Source organism: Cyanobacterium sp. Dongsha4 (assembly GCF_036345015.1).
Lineage (GTDB): Bacteria > Cyanobacteriota > Cyanobacteriia > Cyanobacteriales > Cyanobacteriaceae > PCC-10605.
The window spans coordinates 4,015,769-4,033,272 of the sequence record NZ_CP084098.1; the positions used below are offsets into that span (position 1 = coordinate 4,015,769).

Annotated in this window: 22 protein-coding genes; 3 read left to right on the forward strand and 19 right to left on the reverse strand. The window is 31.6% G+C overall.

Annotated features, from left to right (window positions below):
* Positions 1–67: 67 nt before the first annotated feature.
* From Dongsha4_RS17535 to Dongsha4_RS17580, 10 genes are all read right to left on the reverse strand, one after another.
* The gene (locus Dongsha4_RS17535) at positions 68–286 is read right to left on the reverse strand and encodes a hypothetical protein (protein ID WP_330203573.1); all 219 of its coding nucleotides are present in this window, start codon (positions 284–286) and stop codon (positions 68–70) included.
* 129 nt (positions 287–415) lie between these two features.
* On the reverse strand, positions 416–3,358 hold the full coding sequence (locus tag Dongsha4_RS17540; RefSeq protein ID WP_330203574.1) for a helicase-related protein: 2,943 nt from the start codon (positions 3,356–3,358) through the stop codon (positions 416–418).
* Positions 3,355–3,726, reverse strand: coding sequence for a hypothetical protein (locus tag Dongsha4_RS17545; protein ID WP_099435095.1), 372 nt, complete (start codon positions 3,724–3,726; stop codon positions 3,355–3,357). Before Dongsha4_RS17545 ends, Dongsha4_RS17540 begins: the two co-directional genes overlap by 4 nt.
* Positions 3,726–4,238, reverse strand: coding sequence for a hypothetical protein (locus Dongsha4_RS17550; protein WP_330203575.1), 513 nt, complete (start codon positions 4,236–4,238; stop codon positions 3,726–3,728). Before Dongsha4_RS17550 ends, Dongsha4_RS17545 begins: the two co-directional genes overlap by 1 nt.
* A gap of 8 nt (positions 4,239–4,246) precedes the next feature.
* Complete coding sequence (locus Dongsha4_RS17555; protein ID WP_330203576.1) at positions 4,247–4,423, reverse strand: hypothetical protein; 177 nt, start codon at positions 4,421–4,423, stop codon at positions 4,247–4,249.
* A 73-nt stretch (positions 4,424–4,496) separates the two neighbouring features.
* Positions 4,497–4,640, reverse strand: a complete 144-nt coding sequence (locus Dongsha4_RS17560) for a ribbon-helix-helix domain-containing protein (protein WP_155082435.1) — start codon at positions 4,638–4,640, stop codon at positions 4,497–4,499.
* A 195-nt stretch (positions 4,641–4,835) separates the two neighbouring features.
* Positions 4,836–5,231, reverse strand: coding sequence for a hypothetical protein (locus Dongsha4_RS17565; RefSeq protein WP_320000980.1), 396 nt, complete (start codon positions 5,229–5,231; stop codon positions 4,836–4,838).
* A gap of 8 nt (positions 5,232–5,239) precedes the next feature.
* Complete coding sequence (locus tag Dongsha4_RS17570; protein WP_330203577.1) at positions 5,240–5,689, reverse strand: hypothetical protein; 450 nt, start codon at positions 5,687–5,689, stop codon at positions 5,240–5,242.
* Positions 5,690–5,779: 90 nt separating this feature from the next.
* On the reverse strand, positions 5,780–5,959 hold the full coding sequence (locus Dongsha4_RS17575) for a hypothetical protein (RefSeq protein WP_330203578.1): 180 nt from the start codon (positions 5,957–5,959) through the stop codon (positions 5,780–5,782).
* A complete protein-coding gene (locus Dongsha4_RS17580; RefSeq protein WP_330203579.1) occupies positions 5,952–6,278 on the reverse strand; it encodes a hypothetical protein in 327 nt (108 codons plus the stop codon). Before Dongsha4_RS17580 ends, Dongsha4_RS17575 begins: the two co-directional genes overlap by 8 nt.
* Before the next feature lie 91 nt (positions 6,279–6,369).
* Here Dongsha4_RS17580 and Dongsha4_RS17585 point away from each other — a divergent pair, with 91 nt between their 5' ends.
* On the forward strand, positions 6,370–7,038 hold the full coding sequence (locus Dongsha4_RS17585; RefSeq protein ID WP_330203580.1) for an SDR family oxidoreductase: 669 nt from the start codon (positions 6,370–6,372) through the stop codon (positions 7,036–7,038).
* A 22-nt stretch (positions 7,039–7,060) separates the two neighbouring features.
* Here the strand turns inward: Dongsha4_RS17585 and Dongsha4_RS17590 are convergent, their stop codons facing one another.
* The gene (locus Dongsha4_RS17590) at positions 7,061–7,378 is read right to left on the reverse strand and encodes a hypothetical protein (protein ID WP_330203581.1); all 318 of its coding nucleotides are present in this window, start codon (positions 7,376–7,378) and stop codon (positions 7,061–7,063) included.
* 89 nt (positions 7,379–7,467) lie between these two features.
* On the opposite strand from Dongsha4_RS17590, the gene Dongsha4_RS17595 reads away from it, so the two are divergent.
* Positions 7,468–7,719 carry an excalibur calcium-binding domain-containing protein gene (locus tag Dongsha4_RS17595; RefSeq protein WP_330203582.1) on the forward strand — a complete coding sequence of 84 codons (252 nt, stop codon included), beginning with the start codon at positions 7,468–7,470 and terminating at the stop codon, positions 7,717–7,719.
* Positions 7,720–7,744: 25 nt separating this feature from the next.
* Here the strand turns inward: Dongsha4_RS17595 and Dongsha4_RS17600 are convergent, their stop codons facing one another.
* The 3 genes from Dongsha4_RS17600 to Dongsha4_RS17610 form a co-directional block, all read right to left on the reverse strand.
* Entirely contained in the window at positions 7,745–7,966 is a 222-nt protein-coding gene (locus Dongsha4_RS17600) for a hypothetical protein (RefSeq protein WP_330203583.1), read from the reverse strand.
* Between the two features lie 65 nt (positions 7,967–8,031).
* Positions 8,032–8,520, reverse strand: coding sequence for a hypothetical protein (locus Dongsha4_RS17605; RefSeq protein WP_330203584.1), 489 nt, complete (start codon positions 8,518–8,520; stop codon positions 8,032–8,034).
* Between the two features lie 37 nt (positions 8,521–8,557).
* Positions 8,558–10,141 (reverse strand): hypothetical protein, encoded by a 1,584-nt coding sequence (locus Dongsha4_RS17610; protein ID WP_330203585.1) that lies wholly within the window; start codon positions 10,139–10,141, stop codon positions 8,558–8,560.
* A gap of 369 nt (positions 10,142–10,510) precedes the next feature.
* On the opposite strand from Dongsha4_RS17610, the gene Dongsha4_RS17615 reads away from it, so the two are divergent.
* Positions 10,511–11,041, forward strand: coding sequence for a hypothetical protein (locus tag Dongsha4_RS17615; protein WP_330203586.1), 531 nt, complete (start codon positions 10,511–10,513; stop codon positions 11,039–11,041).
* Positions 11,042–11,106: 65 nt separating this feature from the next.
* Here the strand turns inward: Dongsha4_RS17615 and Dongsha4_RS17620 are convergent, their stop codons facing one another.
* From Dongsha4_RS17620 to Dongsha4_RS17640, 5 genes are all read right to left on the reverse strand, one after another.
* On the reverse strand, positions 11,107–13,254 hold the full coding sequence (locus Dongsha4_RS17620) for an AAA family ATPase (RefSeq protein ID WP_330203587.1): 2,148 nt from the start codon (positions 13,252–13,254) through the stop codon (positions 11,107–11,109).
* Positions 13,251–14,489, reverse strand: a complete 1,239-nt coding sequence (locus tag Dongsha4_RS17625; protein WP_330203588.1) for a hypothetical protein — start codon at positions 14,487–14,489, stop codon at positions 13,251–13,253. Before Dongsha4_RS17625 ends, Dongsha4_RS17620 begins: the two co-directional genes overlap by 4 nt.
* A 26-nt stretch (positions 14,490–14,515) precedes the next feature.
* Entirely contained in the window at positions 14,516–16,153 is a 1,638-nt protein-coding gene (locus Dongsha4_RS17630; RefSeq protein ID WP_330203589.1) for a hypothetical protein, read from the reverse strand.
* A gap of 52 nt (positions 16,154–16,205) precedes the next feature.
* Entirely contained in the window at positions 16,206–16,598 is a 393-nt protein-coding gene (locus Dongsha4_RS17635; protein ID WP_330203590.1) for a hypothetical protein, read from the reverse strand.
* 98 nt (positions 16,599–16,696) lie between these two features.
* Positions 16,697–17,503, reverse strand: a complete 807-nt coding sequence (locus tag Dongsha4_RS17640; RefSeq protein ID WP_330203591.1) for an RAMP superfamily CRISPR-associated protein — start codon at positions 17,501–17,503, stop codon at positions 16,697–16,699.
* Position 17,504: the final 1 nt, after the last annotated feature.

The following is a 17,504-nucleotide window of genomic DNA, read 5'->3' on the forward strand; positions in this document are numbered from 1 at the left end:
TAGAAATTAGAGATATTGGTGAGGGTAGGGAACAGGGAACGGTGTAAATATTTACAGGGAAGAATAATTAAGCAGTATTGCTTTTAATTACTAACCATGTGATTAACTCAAAATCAGTAGTTTTAGTAATCTTCTGGTTAGCAGATGGTAATTTACCTTGTTTACTAGAGAAAAGAGTAGCTACCGTTCTCTGCTGAAAGGTACGGGTGACAGACTCAACAGCAGAGTGTAGTAATTGGTTATAGAGAGTTAGGTTTTCCCCTTGCTCTGTTTCAGTGCTGAACAAATCAGCTAATTCCTGATAAACAGATGATTGATTACTACAGAGTAAACGGTAAATATCAAGGATTTGCTTCGGTTGGGCAAAACTATAACGTACTGTCCTATCTTCCCTGACATAGACTAAATAATAGGGTTATAAAGGATTAACTTCTTGATTATCCTTCGTATCCCCTTTCTGCTGAAGACAGAAGATTACCCCGGGTTTAATAACAGAATGTTCGGGTAATGGTGGCACAACAGCATAAAGTCCGAGAGGAGCTTCTTCTAATGCCTTCCTATTTTCTTGAATATAGTTTAGTAAATCTGTTCTAAAATCTTCTAAACTAAACTCATTGAGGGAGATGGAATCATTGAAATCCTCAAGGTCTAACACTTCTTCTTGTAACCGTAGTAATTGATTATCCCTATAATTTAAGTCTTTCTTAATCAATTCTTCATCTAAAAGATTATCCTCCCCTGTTGCCGTCAAATCCATTAATGCCATCCTTGACTCGACCCTATCCCTCAAATTAATGTACTGGTCAAAGTCTTGGGTAATCCAGAAATTAACTAACTGTACTGCACTGTTAGGACTACCAATCCTGTCAATCCTTCCAAATCTCTGTATAATTCTTACAGGATTCCAGTGTATATCATAGTTAATTAAATAATCGCAGTCTTGGAGGTTTTGACCTTCAGAGATGCAGTCAGTGGCGATTAATAAGTCTATTTCTTCATGTTGGGGTAAAGATGGTATTTTATCCCGTTTCTTAGCATAAGGGGCAAAATTAGTCAGGATATGCTCAAATTTAGTTTCTCCTAGAGTAGTCTTATTCTTATTGCTACCAGTAACAAGAGCAAGATTAATATTTAATTCATTTTTAGCCCATGTTTTAAGGGAGTCATAGAGATAAGTTGCGGTATCAGCAAAAGCAGTAAATACTATTATTTTACGGTTAGGTTTACCTAATTTATTAATGGTAGGATTATTTACTTTTTCTTTAATTAACTCCTTTAATTCTGCTAGTTTAGCATCCCTATTATTATCTATTGCCTGAGCTTGTAAATATAATTTATTTAGTTGCTTTTTATCCTTTATTAATTCATTTAACCATTTCTCAATATCAAGGTGAACTAAATGATAATTAATCTTTTGACCGACCTGAAAGGCATCAGCAAACTCATCATCATCATTAATAATATTCCTTATTTCTTCATCTTGAGTGTAAATTATATCTTGTTTATACTGCTTAAATTCCTTAATTATTTTTATTAATTCCTCAATTTTAGCTATAGTTCTCTCTAAGGTTAATTTAAAAGAATAAATAGAACTCTCTAATCTTTTAAGGAAATTTACCCTCATCATTCCGATTAGATAATATTCCCTATTTTCTTGGGTAAAATTACGTTGAATAACCTTACCTTCATACAATGATTTATAATCTTCTAAAACATAACTAGAAGGGGTAAACAAAGATAATTTATACTTAGAGATTTCGTTATATATATCTTCATAGTCAAGGAAATTATCATCTAAGTCAATGCGATAAAATACTGATAATGGTTTTAATCTCTCAGGAAAACCACCTAAATTATCCACTACTTCGGGGTAATACTGTTCTATATGTTTACGGGAACGGGCAATAGTTAAACCATCTAAAAGAGTAAAGAAAGCAGAACTAAGACTCTCTAGTAATTCATTATTGCTACGATTATCTTTTGTTGCCCACTGTTTAAACTTAGTTTGGGCATTGGTTAATACCTGTTTAATGTTACTAATCCCTAATGTCTCACTAAAAGCTGATTCTTTACCTTCAGAGATTAAGTCTAATTGGTTCTTTAAGTCTTTGAGGTTATTATTGACAGGAGTAGCAGATAATAATAAAACTTTGCTTTTTATCCCTGATTTTATGACATCATCTAACAGTCTTTCATATCTACTTTTCTTTATGATGTTGCCGTCTTCATCTTTTTTTCCCTTAGTATTATTCCTAAAGTTATGGGATTCATCTATTACAATTAAATCATAATTACCCCAATTAATAGTAGCTAAATCAATATCCCCTACTTTACCATTATCTCTACTTAAATCAGTATGAGAAAGCACCGTATAATTAAATCTATCTTCTAATAATATATTAAGTTCACTATTATTTTGTGCCTGATAAATTGTCCAGTTTTCTCTTAATTTCTTAGGACATAATACCAGTATTCTATAATTTAATAACTCAAAGTATTTTATAACTGCTAATGCCTCAAACGTCTTCCCTAAACCTACACTATCAGCAAGGATACAACCGTTATAGGTCAATATTTTATTGATTACTCCTTTTACCCCATCTTTCTGGAAATCAAACAACATTGACCATATTTTAGTATCCAATAAATGCTGTTGTTGTAATAGTCGATCACCCTTTTCTTGGTTTAATAAATCTCTGAAGAAAAGATGATATAAAGTTTTATAATAAATGAAACTAGGGGGATTATCCTGATATAATTGTTGGAGATAATTAATAACCTCTTGTTTAACATCTTTTACTAACTCTGGGTTATTCCAAACCTCATCAAACCAGAACTTTAAATCTTGTCTATCTCTATCACTATCAACTACTAAATTTAATTCTATATTACTATTATTTTCTGCTAATCCTAATCCCTTAACAGTGAAATTAGAACTACCTAAAATAGCTGATTCTTTATTACCATTAATGATATGGTAGAGTTTACCGTGCAGTAAATTAGACTGTATAATAGAACGAATATTAACCTTTTCTTTTATCCATTGTTCACAGCGTTTAGCAATACTATTCTGCTGTAATTTAGTCTCTAATTTTATCTGGTCATCTTCTATTTTAAAGGACTGTAATTGAGCAGTATCATTAACAGACTTTATAAAGGTGGGTTCGCCAAAGAGAAAATTCAACTCCTTAATCTCTGATAATTCCTGTTCTAACTTCTCAAAGGCATAGATAGTAAAGTAAGCAGAGACAATCGACAGTAGAGAGCCAGAGTAAAGGTTACTGCGGAGAAAATCAGCTACTGAACCCCTATTATGGTTATCCCTTATTCCTGATGTTAATAAGTTAGGTTGCTTCATAGTGAATCTTTAGCATCGGGGTTATTATTAGAGGGTAGTTGTTTAACAGCTTCTTCCAGTTGTTCGGGAGTAGGTGAACCATGATTTAACCAGTCGTAGCTAAAAACATCTAACAGAGTTTTGGGGATATTATCAGTAGCAATGAAACCAACACCGGGTAAACCAGTATTTTGATTAACCACCAAAATTGTTAGGGGCGGTAAGTTATTCAGTAAACAATAAGACTGTATTGGTTCTAAACATTTACCGAGTCCAGAGATTGCCATACCTGTTAACTGATAAACCATCTTATAGGTGAGCATTTGACGGTTATGGGCAGATAAAGCAAGAATTGACCATATTTGAGCTGAACGTTCCGATATTTTCATTATTTATTTCTAATCTCCTCTGGAATATCAGTATCAATTAATTCTTGTAGGTTCTCAATGGCTTCATTTAAACAATTAATTTCTGAATTATATTTATTTTTTTTTTGTTTAATATAGCTTTCTTTCTTTTCTATCATTTGAGTAAGATATTCAAATATTTTGGTAATAAAATTTTGTATATTCACTTGATTTCTCCAACAACAATTAACCAATTCTTCTGTAGTAAGACTTTCTTCAAAACTTTTGGGGTTACTACTAGAATCTATTTGCCATTTCGCTTCTCCCTCATTATTCATTAGTAAAATGACATATAAATAATGATTTGATTCGGCTTGAAAATAGAATTTATGAGTTTTGGCAGTATCGTATTTTTTTATTAAATTAACAGTTAGTTCTAAGACTTTTGCTAACTTATCACAATAATCTTTCTTTAGAGCTTCTTGGTCTTCTGCAAAAAAACTATTGGTAAAGTTAATACAATTTTTTATTTTTTCTACATACGAGTTGAACATAATTAACCTCATTTAGTAATTTCTACGGGAACACCGCCATAAATGGTTCTACCGTTAACCTGACGGATATTGACATCGATAACAGAGTTGTTAGCATTAACAGGGGTAGCTAACTCAATCACAATCATCACCAAACTAATAGCAATGACTGTGAGAATGATTTTTAGATAGCGATCGCTTCTCATGGATTTTAGGATTAATGTTCTAATTATTTATCAGTGACGGATTGGCAATTTATGAAGTAGTCGATAAAATTGCTTAAGCTGATTTCTGTAATGACTCAATTCCTTTCCCTACCAGATAAGAGGCAAGATTAGCTGTGGTTCTTCCCTGAGATTTTGCTTCTTGCACAAGATTCTCATAAACTTTGTCTGACAGGGTAATATAAACTCTCTTACTCATAACTATTAACAATTCAGTAATATAAATGATTATACTTTGATTAGATTCTATTAATTACTGTTCGTTACTATTTGTTACAAGTAGAGAGAATAAACTAGCTATGGGAGGGAATGATAAACCTGCAACCAGTGAAACTTTGCTATTGTTATAAATATTTCTAAGTAAATGGTAGTTACTTTTTTTCATGATTATCTCCTAATAATTAGCTAAAAATTCTTCTGCTTTTAGTTTAAGTTTATCCCCCTCTAAAATTACTGCATCTATATAATCTTTTAGATTGATATAAGGTTGTCTCAAACTAATTTTTTCTGCTTGAATTGCCTTCCTTGTAGATTGTCTAATTTGACCAGCTAATCTCCTTTTCCCGAATAAATCTAATCCCACAGAAATTAAACTATCAGGGGTTGACTGAGATGCAGTTTGATTGATTTGTTTTATTTGTAAATTAACCTCTTTTTTTATTGCTTTTAATTGCTTTTGAATTAGGTTAATCTGCTTTATCTGTAACTTTACAGATGAGGGATTATCTAAAGTTAACTTTAGTTGATTTTGTAGCTGATTAATGGTTAATTGAGTATCGTTTATATCCATTTTACTCCTTATCTTTTACGAATCATAATACATTCATAACTAGCAGAAACACTGTATGAGCCACTGGTTGCTCTACGACATTCAGCAGTTTTCCATCCCTGTATGCCATAATTATTCATTTCTTCCTCAAAAATATAATCAGAGGGAGAAACAACCTGATATTCATATTGTTCAGAACTGTTTAATTGTTCCAATATTTGACCTTGTAGCTTATTTAATTCTTCTAGTTTTTGGTATTGTTTTAATTGTTGTTTATAGAGATAAAAATTTATTCCTAATCCTGTAATTAGTACAATAGATATTAAAATTAAATTACCGTGTAAAAGTTTGGTTTGGGGATTTAATCTATTATTCTCGATTAGATATGATTGAATATCATTTAATTTCTGGGTAATTTTTTTCAGTTCATTTACTATTAGTAAATTATCTTTATCTGGTTTAGGTATTTTACTGTCCATTTTTTTCAATTATTGTTGGAATAATATATTTAGAGTTCTCTACTGATATATCAGTGTCCAAATCTTTATTTATGCAGGGAAATCATTTTTTCATAAGCCATTAAGCATAACATCATAGCATTCAGATATAGTTGTAATTTCATTACCGATGATGCAGAGTTCTGTAGAGGTTGGGTTATCAGTGAGGAAATAATGGTCAATAATCAGTAAAGTAGCGATAATCAGACAGTAACCTAACAATAGTTTGTAAAAATTGTGCCATTTATTCATAGACTGTGCCACACTCAGGACAATCCCATGATGTAGATTGTGAAGGATAATGATAACCGCAGTTTCCGCAGACACCAGTAAAAGCAGGGTGATTATCCAATAACCATAACTGTCTCTCTTTGTTTGGTTTATCTGGTAGTTTAATCAGTTCATCATCATAATAAACATAACCATCTGGACACCACTGTCCTTCAAAGATATAGGTAGGGTCTAACCGATAATCAAGACAATCATTCTCTACCCCAGAAGGATGGACAGCACAGACTATGTGAGAGCTATTACTATAAAACTGACAGCGATCGCACTTATCGATTTTCATGGTGATTGATAATGATAAGAATAATTTTAGTTTAGCACTGTAAATATTTACAGTAGGGTAGAATATTCTATCTGTACCTGATTATTATAATATGACAAAAACAATAGTTATTACAGGAGTGAGTAAAGGATTAGGGAGAGCTTTAACAGAGAAGTTTATCAGTCTCGGTCATACTATTATCGGTTGTTCCCGTTCTCAAGATGCCATTGAACTTTTACAGCAACAATATCCTCAACATTATTTTAAGGTTGTTGATGTAGCGGATAATGAACAGGTAAAAGCATGGGTAGAATCTTTTGTTAATGTTCCAGACTTAGTTATTAATAATGCGGCGATTATTAATTATCCTGCTCCGTTATGGGAGATTAGTGCTGAAGATTTTTCCTATCTTATCGATGTCAATATCAAGGGTACGGCTAATGTTATTCGTTTTGTTGTACCTTTAATGCTCAAGCAAAAACAAGGGGTTATTGTTAATTTTAGTTCTGGTTGGGGGCGATCAATCTCTCCCGAAGTAGCACCCTATTGTGCGTCTAAATGGGCAATAGAAGGATTAACCCAAGCATTAGCTCAGGAATTACCGTCTGGTATGGCAACGGTTGCTCTTAATCCCGGTATTATTCATACGGATATGTTAGATATTTGTTTTGGGGATGAAGCAAAGTATTATACCCCGATTAACGAATGGGTAAAACAGGCAGTACCATTTTTACTAAAATTGTCGGCAAAAAATAATGGACAGTCATTAACCGTTAGTTAAACACCTTATGAAATAGTGAATTTTAACTAGATGTTTTGGTAACAAGAATTTGGTACACTTGGTCGACATCGTCAGGGGTAATAACAGGTTTTGTTAACTCTCCCTCATCAATAATGATTAATTTATCTTTCCATGGACGTTTAAGGTCTAAGTTTAGCCAATAGCTTAACGAACCGCCCCATATTCTCGTTTTACCAGTCCACCATGTCATTTCTTGTGTGCTAACCTGATTTATTTTTTTGTAGGGAATACGCTTATCTCCAAAAGGAAAATAGTAATAGAGAATAGTTAAAGCATCATCGTCACAAATAATATATTCATCTTCATATAAAATAGTCATGGGTTGTTCAGGGTTTTAATTGAGACTTTAGGTTATGCTATTGATTTCAGTTTATCATTACTAATGCTGTAAATATTTACACTAACCCCATGATTAAACTATTTATTACTACTTTATTACTCATTACTTTATTTGTTAGTCCTATCTTTGCCGAAGAAAGTAAAAAACCATCAGACTCTGACAAACCAGAAAAGGAATTACCAGAATGTGTGAAAACTGATTGTAATTGCTCTGATTTTAAAACTCAGGAAGAAGCTCAGAGAGTCCTCGATGCTTTCCCCAGTGACCCCTACAAACTAGACCAAGATAAAGATGGGGTTGCTTGTGAGAATTTACCATAATTACTCCATATTAGCTTCATCTTTTTTATAAGGGATATTCCTGAGTTTCAATATGATTTAATTTAAGTTGGGTATTATTCATCAATTCATATCGGGTTAATTCTTCCTCAAAATTGTCTAACATTTCCAACAGTAAATTAAGTTGATAAGTTTTTCTCCTCATTAAATCTCGATTATGTTTGTCTTTGGATTCAAGGTTGCATAATTCGTTATAAAGATAGTCTCTCATTTCTCTGATATTATCCATAGTTACTTAAAATAGTGAATTTATCTTCCACTTATATATCAGTAAAGAATTAGAAAATTATGCGTTTAATAATATTCCTCAAATACTTTCTGCACTAATTCACCGTTTAACTTCAATATCTCATCGGTAAGGCGGATAATTTCTATATTCGGCATAGCTTGAGGACGTACATCATTAATAAGCTCGATCGCACCTTCAATATCTCCAGTAAGATGAGTAAGAATAGACAAAGCCATACCAGTAGAGCGACTTATCCCCTCATGACAGTGGATTAAGAGAGTGCCTTCTCCCTTGTATTTTTCTTGAAAGTTATCAGCAAAATCGAAAACTTGATAGATTATGTCTTCCGTCACTATTTCGTCACCAGCTTCAGCAATTTCTGACCATACATCATCAAAATCTAATTTTAAAACACTGTGGTAATTGTCCTCTTGTTTTTCTTCAATGGATAATGGAGCATAAATACGCCAAGCAGGATTCATAATGGAGATAACTGCATCCACATCATCAATATAGTCATTAACTTCAGACACACCGCAAATAATAATTTCCATATTTTACAATAATAGTTATAGAGTAATTAATGATTAACTAACAGAGCATACTATACGGAAGTTCGAGTAACCATTTTTCGACTAAATTGATAATTTGTTTGTGGTCATAATTAATGTTAATGTTGTAATCTTTTTTTATGTACTTAACTAAACCGATTTGTAGAATTGTTTTAATTATTTCTAATTGATGGTCAATTTCTGTTTGATGTTGTTGAAAACGAATGGCTATTTCTTTTCTTGATAGACCAATATTACTTTTATTTATTGAATAATCACCACCATAAGCTAATTTTAGTAATTGTTTTTGAGAGACAGTTAAATTAAGAAACAGTTTTTGTAATTTTGTATAGAAAGGTTTTTGATAATATTGGCTTAACCAAACTTCAATAATTTTACTGACTTTATTCAGTTGAGGACAAGTTATAAACTTATTTCCTAACTCATGATTAATTTCTTGGACAAAAATTTGTAATATTTTTTCGGTAATTTTTCCTTTTTGTTTTGATATTTTATCTTGGCGGATATTGAATAATTGGGAAATATAAGTTTGTTTTAAACCTAAACCATAATATAAAGCTAATAATTTTGTTTTTTCAGGGTCACTTTCATTAATATTTTGGATAGTGTTGACTAAAATTAAATTTAATTGTTGTTTATCCCATAAACTGAATAAGTCACCATTCTGATTATTATTATATTCTTTTCTCTGTTGTTGAAATAAAATTTGTTCTAACGTTAATTTATTAATATTTTCATTTTCTTCCATTTCTGATTGTAGAGGCAGATTATAAGCATAAGCACAAGGGCGTTTAATTTTTTCATAGGCAATAAGGGCTTGATAACATTGATCCATAACTTGTGGGAAAACAGTACCATTTATATTTAGATATTCCTCATCAGAATCAATTTTAATTAAACTATGATAAAGACCAATTATTTTGATAATAATTTCAGAAGTAGGTTGAGCAATTTTATCGGATTTTTGTGTTTGTCTATTGGCATTATATATTTCTTTAAAACATTGCCATAATAATAAGAAAGATTGAATTTCTTTTTGAGAGTTACCTTGATTAGTTAAGGCTAGTTGAAGATTAGTTTTGCTAGTATTTTTTAATAAACCCCAATAAGTATATTTACCAATTCCATATTCTTGATAAATACCATCTCTAATTAAGTTATAAAGCCATCGTTGACTATAGGTTTTGATATGAGAGTAGCTAGGGTTAAATTTACTAAATTCTCTAAGAAGTTTTGCAGTGTTAATTGTGTTATCTCTAAGAATATTAAAGGTTTTGATATATTTCTCAGTATCAGAAAGTTTGTTTAAATAAATATTTTGTCTTTCTAAGAATTTTCTAACTACCCAATAACAGTTATACTCAAGATATGCGGTTAAATGATATTTTGCTAGAGGATTTTGTTCAATATTGTTAAGCCAATATATAAACCATTGGTTTTCATCTAAATTATGTAAGATAGAGCTATATTTTCTGAAATTGTATGCTAATTTTGGATCTTGTTTCCATTGGAATTTAATATAGTTTTGTTTTTCTTCCCAGAGTAAAAATTGAGTGAATTTGTCTCTTAAGCTAATCGGTGCAGAAAGATAAGATATTGTCATTTTCTCTCTCAGTATCAATTACAACAATCGAAGATAATGGAACTAGAGACGAACCTTTTAAGGATGGATATAATTAATTTCTGATTACATTGTCTAATTTAATTGTTATTTAACTGAGTGTCTGTCTTTTTGAAGCGAATGACAAAATACTCATCATTATCTCAAAATAATAAACTTTTTGATCGCACCGAAATTATTAAGATCTCTAGGTGCAAGTTTCTCCTCCTTCAGTTTTTAACTTGTTTTGTTGTTCGCATGAGAGAGTTGTTAGTTGATAAGTTTCACCTTAAATTAGTAAATGTCAGGTAAATAATTAATCTGTACCGTTAATTAACCAGCAAATTTAACATACACGGGCAAAGGTAAATTATGAGTAATCAAAATGAGAATGGCTGTGCAGGATGTTTATATGTGATTATTGCATTGTTTGTAGTAGGATTACTTGTAACGTACTGGCAATTTGTTTTAACGTTTGTATTAGGATTTTTTGTCCTATGCTTTATTTTTAACATTATCTCATATGTTTGGAGCAGTCTTTTTGGTAGTAAATATACTCACACTTACCACCCTGTAACTACAAAATTTAACGGTAATAATGATAGTTATGCTAGTCCCGTTTATACTATTGATACAAAGGCGGATGCGATCGATCAATCCTCTGCCTCCAAAACGACCAAACCTAACCAAAAATCTTCTAATTTAGTCAAAAAAGATTCTCCGAAAACCGAAATAGAGATGACCAAAAATAGCAGTAATAAAGGTAAATTAGTCAAAAAAAATATTCAAACTAACTTGGCAAAAGATATAGATCTAAATATTAAAGACAAAAAAATCAAATCAGTCAAATATACAAAAACTACGATTGAGGAAGTTGTTTATGAAATAGACACTAATGATTAATATTCTGCTACTGTAACTCTCTGTCGATGAAGGTATAGCACAGAAATTATTAAGCGTGTAAATATTTACAGTTCAGAATCAATATTTTGTTTTTGATAGACATTTATAGTATTACTTGAAAGTGTAATAATTTTTTTCTGTAGTATTTTAGGTTTATGTACTTTCACTTCACCACCAAATCCTAATATCCAGCGAATGAAATCAAATTCATCTAGTGACCATTGAGGTAATGTAACCTGAAAACGATAAGGTTTTTGTTTGTCTTTACTTTTACTCAAGCTAAATAATGATGAATTACTATTCGATAATAAGCGGGGGGGTTTTGTCATTTTCATTTGTTGACTAGGAAACCTTTTTGTACCTTCTGCAACAAAACTAAATATTTTTTCACTAAACCATAATTCAACTGTTTCCTGTACTTTTTGTTTATCTTCTTTATTACTGCTTAAAAATAACTTTTGCTGTTCAACACTATTCCCCAGATGAATACCATAACTAGCTGATAATAATTTAGTTAATTTTTTTAATGCTTTTTTCTGCTCTGTGATACTTCTAGTTGTATCCATTTCCTGTTGAATATAAAGTCTGTCTAACCTTTCAAAACGAAATAATTTATCTTTTTCTCCTCCCTTCTGCTCAAATCCTACATACCATGCAAAATTATAAAAAACTATCTGTAATAACCATCCACAAAAAGCACCTTTTTCTTCTCCTTCGTAACTACCACGATTAGCAAATTTATTTAGTTGTACTAATTTTCCCTGTTCAATAATTTCCTGTATTCTCTGAGTTTGATTACTTAGTGTTGTGGAGTCTAAAGATTCAGTATCAATCATGGAGTGATTGGCGATCGCTCTAACAGGATAACTATAATGGTCATCAAAATTAGCCCATTTCATTTTCTGCTCAAACTTATGATAAAGGTTAAGAGCTAAAGGATCATCAATATTTTTGGTTTGGGTTTGCAGGAGACGAAATGTCTCAACTAATTCTCTTTCAGAAAGGATACCAGTGCCGAGGAAATAACCATTACGCATAGTTTTAGGTAAAATTTGATAAGGTTTGAGAATAAATTGAATATCTTTTCTAAGTAAATCTCGTCTTGCTTTTAGGTGTTTATCAGGACATTTTTCCAGTGAAATCAACGTACAGGTTAAATTAGTTAAATGTCCAGAAAGATTTGATTTGCTACTATCTTTTATATTTTGCTCATCAGGATATAATTGATTGAGAAAATCTGCTTCAACATTGGGAAGAAAAGGATAATCCGCAATAGTCTTAATTGTGTTTAAAATTCTCTCAAAAGTGTATTTATCAGAAGCATAATGAGTAATAATACCATCTAAATTATCATTCATTTCTGTCAGGGATAATTCATACTTAGGTTCTGTAATATTATGTTTGATTAATCCATAATTAATAAGAAATTGTAAATCTTTTTCAATAGCTAATTTATCAGCATAAATATTACCTTTTAATTTTGCCATAACGGCACTAATTTCACTAAGAGAATCATCAAAGGTAACAGGATTACCAAATATTTGCTCTAAAATATCGGGATAGGCATATTCTAAATTTCCCAACTCAGGATAAGCGATTAACAAAGATATTAGGTGCATTAACCTGTCAAAATCTAATAATTTAGAATAACGATGGGGGGTAATATTTTCTATTTTAGTACGATTCTCTCTATTAATTATAGAACGTTCTAAACCATTTAATTTTTCTTCAATAAACGATAAATTGTACTGTTGGGGTTGTTTAATTTCTACAATATTAATAAAACCTTCGGCTACATGGGGCGGAAATTGCTGTAATGAATCATTCATCCTCTCTATTATATTATCAGGCACGGTGCGATCACGCTGACTATTCCATTTTTGAGCAATTTTAAGATCTAAATTGAGATACCATGCTAACCAATGAATTTTACCGATTTGCTTCTCTATTTTTGACAATAAGTCCATTCTCCATGCTCTTTGAGCGTTGGTGGCATCATAAATAATCCCTTTATTAAGTGTAATCGTATTTTTTATTTGTTTAAGAACTTCAGCTTCAATTTCTAACCAATTACCCTGTACAATTTCATCTCCATAAAGTTCTTTTCTGATGGTATCCGTAGAGATAATTTGATAGTTACCAGTTTGGGCTAAAAGTTGAGCAAAAGTTGATTTACCAGAAGCGGGAACACCGATTAAAAAGTGACATATCATAATAATTCAAAAATTTTTGTATTGACAACTTTAAAAGGATTAGTCTCTGGTATTTTGCTGATTAATTTTAAAATATCTAACATTGACTTTGTTAATTTTTCTTGTTCTTTAATTTCTTCCACTCCTTGTAAATGATGAATATGATTATTTCTTTCTGAAGCATACTTTTCTATAAAATTTATATTTTGTAAGAAGTTAGAAAAGTCAGTATCATACTTAATTATATCCATCATCATTGGACGATTAAGATACTTAAAATTAACATGATTCTTTTGTAAATGCTTGTATAATTTATCGTTATCAAATACTTTAATTTTCTCAATAATTTCTAACTCAACTGCCTTCCATTTACTATTCTCCCACTGAGATTTATTTAAAAATTTTCTTCTCATTAAATATTGTAATAAATTTTCTTGAAAAGCAAACAACCAAATTAAAAAATCAGAATATTCTTTCTGTTCTAATTTAATACAGGCTTTAAAATAAACTTCTTTTAATAAAGCAACTACATTATTTTGTCTTAAAGGAATAATATCAGTAGTAAAACTTTTTATATCATCTTCTTGATAATGAGAAATTTGACTGTATGCTTGATTAAAATTAAAAGCTAATCTTTGCTTTCCATAAATTAATAAATCATCAACTTTTTTTGAAAATAAGGAGCTTTGTTCTAATGTTAATGATGCACCACTATAATTATAATTATTGATTTGCTGAATAATAATTTTTCGATCAAATTCCTCTTTTAATGTATTGACATTTGTCGTAAAAACTGGTTCCTGTCCTGTGTTGATGGTATCAGGGTTACGAACTTGCCAAACATTACTATGAGGGGCATAACCAGCACTTTGAAGAATTGCCCACGCTGATTTCATCACTGGTGTACCCGAAGAAGCATTTAAAGCTAAAATATCTCCTAATTGCCAATATTGATCCGCAATATTTAAGCCTTTTTTTGCTTCATTAATAGCTAAAGAAAAATTAATTGGATCTTTAGATAGTTCTTTATTTACAGCTATTATTTCTATCTCTAAAATACCATATTCAGTTTGCAATACATCTTTTGTTAATTCCGCATTAGTGTCTAAATCTTGAGTGTAAAGTAAAATAACTTTTTTGATATTTTCTTGAGTATTTAATAGATATTTTGTTAAGGTAATAATTGATCCATCTTGCTGATTTTTTGGGGAGTAGGGATCTTGTGTACCAACAAATGATATTAATATTGTTGTCATAATTATCTTATTTTTATTATTTAAAATTACCACAGACGTTGAAACGCACTGGCATTTGAGCCTAAAAAGTTTAAAAAATTATTTGTTATGTCACTGTTATCAGGAAAAATAGTTAATAATTCTACATATTGTTTAGTAGGTAAAATTCTTTTATCTTCTTGTTTGACTCTTCTAGGGTACATTCGATGAATAATTCTGCCAACTCTTCCCATTCTTCCTGTTAAATTTGATTGTTTGATACCATAATCTTGATCATGGAAATAATAAATAGCCTCACTCTCAAAACGATTTTCAGCAATTCTTCCCCATACTTGCACGTTATCTTTTTTGAAAGATTCTCGCCAGTTAGCACCATTTGCGTTTAATTCTTCTTTACTAGCTTTTTCTACCCAATTCTGCATATTTCTATAAACACCGTCAAGAAATTTAGTAACATCACTTAATTCATTGATGGGAATAAATAATTTAGTGGATGATTTAATAAATTCCCAATGACAACCAATCATTGGTTTATTTCCATTGTCAAGATAATCACTGTAAAATAATCGATGATCAATTCTTCGCCACGATTTCCCAAAACCACCTAACAAAAGGCTAAATTGGAGTATTTTAGTTAAGAACTTATGTAAATGTTCTTTTCTCTTATCCTTAATTTTACCCATTGCTAAAATATCGAGAACACCATGTTCTAATTTATAAATAGGCATATCAAAAGAATTACGAGCTGGAGTATAAGTAAAGTTATTCATCTCTAAATCAATAGGATTAAAAACGATTCCTAATTCACCCACTATTGCTCCATTCCTTCCATCAAAACCACCCCATAATTTTTTAGTCAGTTTTTCTGCAATTTCGGCTGTGGTAACACCACCTAGTAATCTCATCGTATGCCCTCTCAAAGCCGCTTTAAACATATTTACTCGAAATTCCCCTTCTTTGCTAATTAACTGAGAAGCTAATCCTTGTCCTTTCAGATTGACACTGATAATAGAGTTTAGTTCATCACGATTATCTAATTTTACTTGCCCATATCCTGCACTTACCCTTGTACCTAACCCCTGTGCGATCGCATCTTCCCAAATTTGCCAAATTTCTTGCCATTCTTCCTCATTTAAAGTTTTGTTTGAGGAGATACCAAAGGTAAATTGAGGTTGATAGAGGGAGATTTGAATAAAAGCCGAATGATTATCATAACCCTTAATTTGCCAACCTTCTTGGGGATGAACCACATCCACTAATTCTTCTGACATCCATTCCTTGTCGGGATAACCACCATGAAAGCGTAAAATACCAGGGTGACTTTCCCCATTTTCCTCATAACCACAGTATATAGGGCGTTTCTTTTTCGGGCAACTACGCCAAAAAGCACCTTTCATACTCGAACCAGGGAAGTAGGGAAAACCCTTTGCTCCAATTACAGGACGAATCACCCCGTCATCTTGTCCACTATTAGTAATAAATCGCCATGTAAATTGATAGGACTTAGTTTGTACTTGTGAACTAAATTGATAATCCTGAGAATCAGTAACAGAATCTAACCATTCATCTGCCCATATTTCTCCATCTTGTATCTTAGCTTTGGGTACTAATCTTTGAATTTGACATCTACTATCAATTTGAGATCTAAACATTAATGGTACACGTTCATAAGCATCTCTAACCATCTTTTTCTCCTTGAATATTTTTTTGCAATATTAACTATTACTTAGTCTGATTTTATTTATAGCGTTGTGTCCACCACACCATCGACTCCGTTAATTGAGTTAAAACAGCGATCACTACTTTTCGTTGTTCTTGGTCAAAACTCCATAGTCTATCAGCCATAACTTGAATTTGTTGAGTATTATTAGGGTCGATGTTATCATTAGGTAAATCAACTCCGGCGTTTGCCATAATTTCTACTAACTTTTGCCAAGTATCACGCCAATAATTAGCCTTTTGTTCACTGCCACGAATACCCTGTAAGCGAAATTGCTCACCCCAAAAACGCTCTAAACCGTAAGCAACAGTCATACGCATTTTATAACTTTGATTAAGAGCATCACTGCCTCTATATCTCAACACTAAATCATTAGCTACTCGATCTAAATTGTAAGACTGCCAAGCCATATTTTTTAAACTCCAAAATAATGTAAGTTAAATTAAATCAATAATTTCCCCTTTTATTAAAGAATCATAGGGGAATCGAATTTATTCCTTTGGGATGATCAAATTCCTTTTATTTCGATGGCACAATGTCCAAAACCAATAGACTCTAAACCGCCTAGATAAATCTCTCCTTTAGTTGAATTATCTTCAAAAGGCTTCCAATCTTCCTCATCTTTTTTTATTGCTACCGGAAAAATCATCTGTGTACCCTCTGGAAGAGCTTCAGTATTAAAGAAAGCACCTTTTACCGCTTTTTTCTCATTTTCATCCAAACGCACCCGACTTTGACGATATAAAGCCATATCGTGAATCATGGCAATTTCATCATCGGCTACCACCACCGCAGGTAATTCTTCCCCATTAGCAAACCATGTTTTTAAATTCTTGTTTGGGTGATCTATAGTAAGAAAGCCGAAGTTAAAGAATAAAGTTGGTTTATTTTCTACTGTTAACGGTTTCAATACAGATGAACCACTATACACTTTAGGTATATCATCATCTATCCCCGTGATACGTTTATAACGTTTTAATAGTTTAGGACAACTGACCCAGACTATTGGTTGTCCTGGACAAAATACAGGAAGCCAAACAATAGATGCGTATTCAAATTTGATGAGCGATTCCGTTGTTGAATCGGTTACTCCTGAGTCTGCATCGTGTCCATACCATTTATTCGTATCATTATCACCTTTTATCAAAAACATTTCCGAGCGAAAACGTCCCCGAATCGAGCTACCCGGTATAACCCCTGTGAGAGTAAATTGATCTCGAAAAATAAGGTTTAAATTACCGCTTTCCTCTCCTGCTGTAGCCCCAACATGAACAGGTGCAAGAGTTTCAATAATACCGTAAGCCTTTTTATACATT